The organism is Protofrankia sp. Cj3, from assembly GCF_917627355.1.
Lineage (GTDB): Bacteria > Actinomycetota > Actinomycetes > Frankiales > Frankiaceae > Protofrankia.
The window spans coordinates 1-6976 of the sequence record NZ_CAKJTR010000222.1; the positions used below are offsets into that span (position 1 = coordinate 1).

The window sequence follows — 6976 nt, forward strand, 5'->3', positions numbered from 1 at the left end:
GCCGGTCAGCCCTCCTCCGCTGGTGTCGGCGTCGGCCTGGCGTAGCCCGGCCAGCAGCGCCTCGTCCGAGTCGGCGATGGCCGAGCTCTTGCGCTCCAGGTCGAGAACCACTTTCTTGGCGGACATGTCATCGCGGAACGTCTGGGCGGTGAGTTCTCCAGCCGGCTTGCCCAGCGCGACCGCGGCGATGGACATCATCGCGGCCGCGCTGGCCGACGACGTCTGTGGGCTGGCGAAGGTGACCTGGAACTTGCCGGGGTACTTGTCGTTGTGGTCGTGCCAGAAGGTGGTGCTCCCTTCGTTGATACGAAGATCATCCCAGGACGGGTTCTTGCTCGGCCAGCCCAGCGTCTTGGCCATGCTCCGCGGCACCGCGATGACGACCGGCGAGGTCGCGATCGTCGGTGCGCTCTGCGGTACCAGGACGCGTGCCGGTTCCTGCAGGCGAGCCATGTCGAGCCAGGCCGTGGAGTCCGGGATCCACACGTCCGGCTGGTTTCCCGCGGTCGCCTCTCGCCACCCTCCGCCAAGCAGCCGCGTGGTCTCCTGGGCGGCACGTGTGCTCACCCGGACGGTGACACACGTGCCGTCGACGTTTGGCTTGGTCTGCTGGTAGTTGGCGGCTGCCGAACGGACAGCGGCGGACACCTCGGGCGCCGCTTCAACGGTCAGAGCGAGCGCGCCTGAGCACGATTCCGAGCTGGCACCGGAGGTGGTGCGCAACGCCAATATCGTACCGGCGATCACTACTCCGGTCAGTAGGAACACGAGGACTGCGCGTGGAGCCCGAGAGGGTGGGGGTTCGACCTCATAGGCATTGTGATCTTGGTCTGGCATGAGCCCCAGACCTCCTGGAGACGGCGCCCGCTTCGGCGGGGACGCGGTGCGTATTGGGGGGCATGACAACTGTGACAATGACGATAATGTCCAGCATTTTCGTCTTGTCCGCTATCTCTAGATGGAGACCTCCTGACCGAGATCTCCGTTTGGAGCTACCTGGCGCTGTCGGTTCTGGTACAGGCTCCGCGGTGTGGTACGGATCTCCGCGGAACTGGTTGAGGCGCTGGCCGGGCTTCTCGGCTTCGGTGCTGTCGAGCTGGTTAACTATGCTGCCCGTGACGTCAGGCCGGCCGCCACTGAATCCGGACCGGGGCCGGGATCTCGCGCACCGCGGATTGGTCGAAGAAGTCGGTGGTAATGGCGTTGCCACCTACCCCAAGAACAACAACGGGTCCACCAGGTTCGGTACCAAAGTAGCTACGCACTCGCGGAATGATCAGGTTACTCCAGGAGAGCCGCACCCGTAGACGCCAAGGAACCCATCGGTTGACCGGGAAGGAACCTCGGGATGGAAATAAATACGGGCGCCACCGCCTGGGTGCTGATCTGCGCCGCTCTCATCCTGCTGATGACACCAGGCCTGGCCTTCTTCTATGGCGGCCTGCAAGGCCGGCACAACGTACTGGGCATCATGATGCAGTGCTTCTGCGCCATCGGGGTCGTCAGCGTCACCTGGGCGCTGATCGGTTTCTCGCTCGCGTTCGACGGCGGTAACCGCTTACTCGGTGGCCTGCACTTCGCCGGACTGACGCCGTCGAGCCTGAGCGGCGGTGTGCCCGGTATGCCTCGGCTGGCGGTACCGGTGATCGCATTCGCTCTTTACCAGATGATGGGTGCCGTGATCACCCCGGCGCTGGTCACCGGAGCGGCCGCGGACCGCTGGCGGTTCGCCGCCTACATCCTCTTTCTCGTGCTGTGGCCGATAGTTGTCTACGCGCCGGTCGCGCACTGGGTCTTCTCGCCCACCGGATGGGCCGCCAAGCTGGGCGCCCTCGACTTCGGTGGCGGTATGGTCGTGCACGCCAACGCTGGTGCCGCCGCTGTCGCCATGGCGATGGTGCTCGGACACAGAGTGGGATGGCCTGAGCGGCAGAAGCCGCCGCACAGCGTGCCGCTGGTGATGATCGGCGCCGGGATACTGTGGTTCGGCTGGCTCGGGTACAACGGGGGCGCCGCGTTGAACGCGAACGGGCTGGCGGCCCTCGCCTCGACCAACACCAACCTCGGCGGGGCCGCGGCGCTGCTGACCTGGATCGCGGTCGAGCGCGTCCGCACTGGCAAACCGACCGTCCTCGGAGCCGGTACCGGAGCACTCGGCGGACTGGTCGCGGTGACTCCGTGCGCGGGGTTCATCACACCGATGTCTGCCATTCTCATCGGCGCGCTGGCCGGAGTGGTGTGCTGTCTCGCGGTCGGTTTGAAGGCGTGGCTCATTCTTGACGACTCCCTCGACGTCATCGCGGTGCATCTGGTCGGGGGCTGCCTTGGCACTCTTTGTCTCGGGCTCTTCGCGACCAAGAGCGTCAACCCCGATGGCGCCAATGGGCTTTTCCACGGCGGCGGGCTTCACCTGTTCGGCAACCAGTTGTTGGCGCTGACCGTGGTCGTGATGTATTCACTGATTGCGACGTATCTGATCGGTATGCTCATTGATCTGATCGTCGGTAACCGGGTGAGCCGGCGCCAGGAGTGGACCGGCCTGGACCTCGCGGAGCACGGCGAGCTCGCATATGCCGCCGGGACACCGGAGATGCCGGAGGTGCCGGAGGTGCCGGAAGGCCTGGAAGGCCTGGCTGACTGGAGTCAGCCGATGAAGCCGGACTCGACGGCCGGGCATCATCGCTGAACATTGATCCTGCCAGCCGGGATGACCGGCACAATGGTGACGGTGCCCGGGCGGCTCCCGCGGATGTCGATGGTCTGGATGGTCCGCGTCCGTCCTGGCCACCGGTGGCCGGTTCATCGCTCTCGCTGGTGCCCAGGTGAAAATCCCGGTTTCCGGAGTCCTGCAGAACCTGTTTTGTGAATCTTCTGTCCGGGCGAGCCGTGTCCAGCCAGGAACTACCTGGACACGGCTCCCTGATCAAACGACTGCTTCGGAAACACGCCGTAGAGCGGCCCGGCAATAGCCAGCTGTTTTTATTTTTAATCATAATTTTCTGATTGAAGCGGTGGCGGCGGGCACTGACCGGTCCGCGGTACTGCGGATGGAGATATCCAACTGGGGGTGTTCAGTCAGTAAATGACCTACTACAGTTCCTTGTATCCAGGTGGGACCTGCGGGGCACACCGCCTGAGCACGGCTTCATCGGCCCGCGCGCCTGTGTCGGTCTCCCTGTCATGACCTCGGAAAGGGCAGCCAGGTGAGCTTTCTCGGTGGCGAAAGATCCGTACCTGACCGGCTCCGCCCCGGCATGGACACCGTGTCGGCGCGGCGGCCGTCCGCCGAACTGTCGTTCATCAGCTCGGCCGAGCCGGCCTGCCTCGCCTCGGCCACCGCCGGTCCGGTCTCCCATCCGCCCGCTGCGGGCCGGATGGCCCAGCCGCTATGTACGGCGCTTACCGGTCAGCCGCCGCGCATCAGCTGACCGCGCCGTTCCCGTCCCTGCCCCTTGACCCGGCCCGGAGTGGTGAGAACCCATGGCAGAGCACAGTGGCCACGGCGTGGTGACGGCGCCGGCCGGATATGCTGTCGATGTCCTGCCCGGCGTGGGCGCTATCCCGGCGCAGGTGTGGGACGGGCTGGCTCCCGCGGACGACCCCATGTGGGCACGGCAGGTCTTCGCCGCGATGGAACAGGGCGCCATCGGGCCGGACGAGTACGCCTACGTGGTGGTCCGGAGCGCGGGGGAGATCTGCGCGATCCTGCCGCTGGCCGCTTTCCGGGAGCTGCGGCTCGACGACGTTGTAGGCTCTGGCGAGCGACGCCTGCTGGCCCCGGTACGCAGGCTGTTCCCTCGGCTGTTGCGCGTGCCCATGCTGTTTTGCGGCAACTTCCTCGGTCCGGGCCGGGTCCTGAGCCGGGGACCGCTCCAGCCCGAGGTCTGCGAGCTGCTGGTGCGGGCGGTCCTGCGGTACGCCCGGCGGAACCGGCTGGGAACGGTTGTGTTCAAGGACTTCGCGCCTGAGTGCATGGCGGCGCTGCGCCCGCAGCTGGCGGCGGCCGGCTTCTTCTTCGTGCCCAGTCTGCCAGACACCGAGCTCCGGCTGGGCCATGTCTCCTTTGACGACTACATCGCCGCGCTGCCGGCGAAGGCACGCCGGAACGTGCGTAGCACGATACGAAATTTCCGCGACCACCCGGGACTGAGAATCGAAGTGCGGAGGGATTTCGCGGACCTGCTGCCCGCCATGCTCGGGCTCTACCAGCAGGTGATGGTGCGCGCCGACCAGACACTGGATGTCCTCGACGGGGTGTTCCTGCGGGCGCTGTCCGACGCCGAGGGCCTGGAGCAGCGGGTGGTGGCCTGCTTCGACGGGGACAAGCTGGTGGCCTTCCTGCACTGCTTCTTCCGCGGTCACGGTGCCGTGGGGGTGCGGATCGGGCTGGACTACCGGCTGGCGCACCGGGCCCGGCTTTATCACAACGTGCACTACGCGGCCATTGAACTCGCCATCGCGGAGAAGTGCCAGCATATCAGGTTCGCCCAGACGGCCTACGAACCAAAGCGGGAGCTGGGCTGCGCGTTGGTGGAGCAGTCCTACGCCATCACCCATATCCGTGCGTTCCCCCGGGCTGTCCTGCGCCGCCTGCTGCCACCCGCGCTGGCGTCCGCTCGGGCGGACGCCTTGGCGCCACGGTCCTGACCCATCTCGCCTCAAGAGAGCCTCCGATGCCCACAGTCGCAGCCGAACTGTCCATCGACGCCCTGCCTGCCCAGAGCTGGGCCGCGGTCACCGACGTCGAAAACTACCCACAGTGCATGGATAACGTCCGATCGGTTGAGATCGTCGAGTGCTCTGGAGCGGACCATCGGACAACGGCGTGGTCGGTCTGGCTCAGGGGATCGGTGCTGGAGTGGGTGGCGGCCGAGTATCTCGATCACCAGGCCCGCCGATGCGACTTCCGTCAGATCAGCGGGGACCTGTCGCGCTTCGTCGGTTGCTGGTCCGTCCGCCCGGCCGGCGACAGCGCCAGCCTGGTGTCCCTGCACCTGGAGTTCGACATCGGTATCCCGCTGCTCGCCGGCATGCTGAATCCGGTTGCCGCCGCCGCGCTGCGGGAGAACGCCCAGCAGATGCTCACCGCGCTTGAGCGGCGGCTGACCGACAGCCGGTAACCGCGCTCGTGCTCACGACAGCGCCTAGTTCCTATGACCAGCCCTAACGCCGAGCTGGAGCAGGCACTCGACATCCTCGACGGCGCTGGCCGTGGCCGCCCACGCGATCGCCGTTGGCCTGAACTGAACACCGAACCAGGAGCAACAAGGAAAAACATGAACATGACACCGCAGCAACGCGAGCTGGCCGACGTCGTCCGCGCCACCATCGCCGATGTCCTCGGCGCCGACATCGACGTGATCAATGACAACACCGACCTGCGTGCCGAGTTCGACATCGACAGCCTGGAGCTGATGGCGGTGGGCGCGCAGTTAGAACGCGTGCTCGGCGTCCGGATCGAGCCCGAGGAGCTGGTCCGGGCTGAAACAGTCGGACACGCTGTCGAACTGCTGGTGGCCCGCCAGGTCCCCGGGGATGCCCGTCAGGTCCCCGTGGATGACTGTGGCTGACCGGCCGCCGGTCGCCCTCGTTGCCAGCTCGGCGGCCGGTCTCGTCGAGGCCGTGGCCTCCAGAAGCGTGGCCGTGGCGCCGGCGCCCGCCAGCTCCTTCGGCTTCGGCGGGCAGAACGCCTGCCTGGTCCTGACCTCTTTGCGGGAGACGTGATGCGCATCCTCATCACCGGGGCAACCGGTGTCATCGGCACCGAAACCGCTGACCGGCTGCTCAGCCACCCCGCGGCACCGGATCTCGTCCGGGTGGCGCGGCGGGCCACCGACACTTCCATCGTCTGCTGGAACATTGGTCAGGAGCCGGCGCCGCCCGCACTGGCCGGCCGCTGGGACACCATCGTGCACACCGCGGCAGCCACCCACTGGAGCATGACCCGGGACGAGGCCACCACCAATATCAACACCCTGCGCGCGGTGCTCGGACTGGCCGGCCCTGAGACGCACGTCGTTCACGTCTCCACCGCTTATGTGGACGGGGCACGCCTCCCCGCGGGCTGCGGGGGCACGGAGTTCGAGGGCTACCGCAACGGTTATGAGTGGTCCAAGGCAGCCTGTGAGGAGATCGTGTCCACCCGCCATCGCGGCCCGGTGACGGTGGTCCGCCCACCGTTGGTGATGGGCCGGCGCGGCGACGGCGGAATCACTCGTTTCTCCGGTCCCTACACCCTGTTACCGGCATTGGTCTCCGGACTGGCCGCGGTGGTGGTTGGGGATCCCGACGGCTACGCCGAGATCAGCCCCGTGGACGAGGTCGCCGACGTAATCGTCGACGCGGCGCTCGGTGCCCCGCCGACGGCGCCCCGCACTGAGGTCATCGCGGGAGGGCAGGGCAGCCTGCGGCTGGCCAGGCTGGTCGACATCGCCTGCGACACCATCAACACATACCGGACGACGAAGGGCGTCGAGCCGATCGACAGACCGCCGACGGTCTCCACCGACAGCTGGAACCGGTTCTTCCTCCCGCTGGCCGAGCAGTGGCTGTCCCCGGCGCAGCAACGGGCGGTCAAGCTGCTGGCCATGTTCCAGAGCTACACCAGCATGTCGCGGCCGTTCGAGCCCACCCGGCAGGTACGGGACTCAGGCGAGGTGATGGCCGCTTCGGTGTGGTACTGGGCCGAGAACCGGCACCGCAGGGCCCTCGCCACGCCCAGCCCGTGGACCCTGATCGCTGATCGCCAGCGGTAACGGGCCGGTTCGTATTCCGTCCTGGCGGAATAGCCATAAACGGCGATCATGATTGTTGTAGCCAGTTTGAGCACAGTGTGTCCAGGGCTGTATTAGCGGTAGTCGGGGGTGGGTCGTGTTGACGCCGGTTTTAGCTGTTTCGCACCCCGTTAGCTACGTCCCCGGGCCTGGCCCCGTTCTCCGCACATGCCGTATCGCTGCTGTTCCGAGCGTTGTAACGG

The 6976-nt window shown here is 66.7% G+C and carries 8 protein-coding genes; 7 read left to right on the plus strand and 1 reads right to left on the minus strand.

Features of this window, described 5'->3' with window-relative positions; genetic code table 11:
* Positions 1 to 837 (minus strand): substrate-binding domain-containing protein (locus MJ783_RS20720; protein ID WP_239312922.1); only part of this gene is annotated, 837 nt, incomplete at its 3' end.
* A 511-nt stretch (positions 838 to 1348) separates the two neighbouring features.
* On the opposite strand from MJ783_RS20720, the gene MJ783_RS20725 reads away from it, so the two are divergent.
* From MJ783_RS20725 to MJ783_RS20755, 7 genes are all read left to right on the plus strand, one after another.
* Complete coding sequence (locus tag MJ783_RS20725; protein ID WP_239312924.1) at positions 1349 to 2686, plus strand: ammonium transporter; 1338 nt, start codon at positions 1349 to 1351, stop codon at positions 2684 to 2686.
* 517 nt (positions 2687 to 3203) lie between these two features.
* Positions 3204 to 3428 (plus strand): hypothetical protein, encoded by a 225-nt coding sequence (locus tag MJ783_RS20730; protein WP_239312926.1) that lies wholly within the window; start codon positions 3204 to 3206, stop codon positions 3426 to 3428.
* Between the two features lie 52 nt (positions 3429 to 3480).
* The gene (locus MJ783_RS20735) at positions 3481 to 4647 is read left to right on the plus strand and encodes a GNAT family N-acetyltransferase (protein ID WP_239312928.1); all 1167 of its coding nucleotides are present in this window, start codon (positions 3481 to 3483) and stop codon (positions 4645 to 4647) included.
* 26 nt (positions 4648 to 4673) lie between these two features.
* Positions 4674 to 5120, plus strand: coding sequence for a type II toxin-antitoxin system RatA family toxin (locus tag MJ783_RS20740; RefSeq protein ID WP_239312930.1), 447 nt, complete (start codon positions 4674 to 4676; stop codon positions 5118 to 5120).
* Between the two features lie 162 nt (positions 5121 to 5282).
* Entirely contained in the window at positions 5283 to 5570 is a 288-nt protein-coding gene (locus tag MJ783_RS20745; RefSeq protein ID WP_239312932.1) for an acyl carrier protein, read from the plus strand.
* The gene (locus tag MJ783_RS20750; RefSeq protein ID WP_239312935.1) at positions 5557 to 5724 is read left to right on the plus strand and encodes a hypothetical protein; all 168 of its coding nucleotides are present in this window, start codon (positions 5557 to 5559) and stop codon (positions 5722 to 5724) included. The genes MJ783_RS20745 and MJ783_RS20750 overlap by 14 nt, the downstream gene beginning before the upstream one ends.
* Entirely contained in the window at positions 5724 to 6755 is a 1032-nt protein-coding gene (locus tag MJ783_RS20755) for an SDR family oxidoreductase (protein ID WP_239312938.1), read from the plus strand. Before MJ783_RS20750 ends, MJ783_RS20755 begins: the two co-directional genes overlap by 1 nt.
* The last annotated feature ends 221 nt before the right edge of the window (positions 6756 to 6976 follow it).

What these genes read in the sequence shown, in the direction of transcription:
- MJ783_RS20725 (WP_239312924.1), top strand. Translation starts at nt 1,349, where the DNA reads ATGGAAATAAATACGGGCGCCACCGCCTGGGTGCTGATCTGCGCCGCT.
- MJ783_RS20735 (WP_239312928.1), top strand. Translation starts at nt 3,481, where the DNA reads ATGGCAGAGCACAGTGGCCACGGCGTGGTGACGGCGCCGGCCGGATAT.
- MJ783_RS20740 (WP_239312930.1), top strand. Translation starts at nt 4,674, where the DNA reads ATGCCCACAGTCGCAGCCGAACTGTCCATCGACGCCCTGCCTGCCCAG.
- MJ783_RS20745 (WP_239312932.1), top strand. Translation starts at nt 5,283, where the DNA reads ATGACACCGCAGCAACGCGAGCTGGCCGACGTCGTCCGCGCCACCATC.
- MJ783_RS20750 (WP_239312935.1), top strand. Translation starts at nt 5,557, where the DNA reads ATGACTGTGGCTGACCGGCCGCCGGTCGCCCTCGTTGCCAGCTCGGCG.
- MJ783_RS20755 (WP_239312938.1), top strand. Translation starts at nt 5,724, where the DNA reads ATGCGCATCCTCATCACCGGGGCAACCGGTGTCATCGGCACCGAAACC.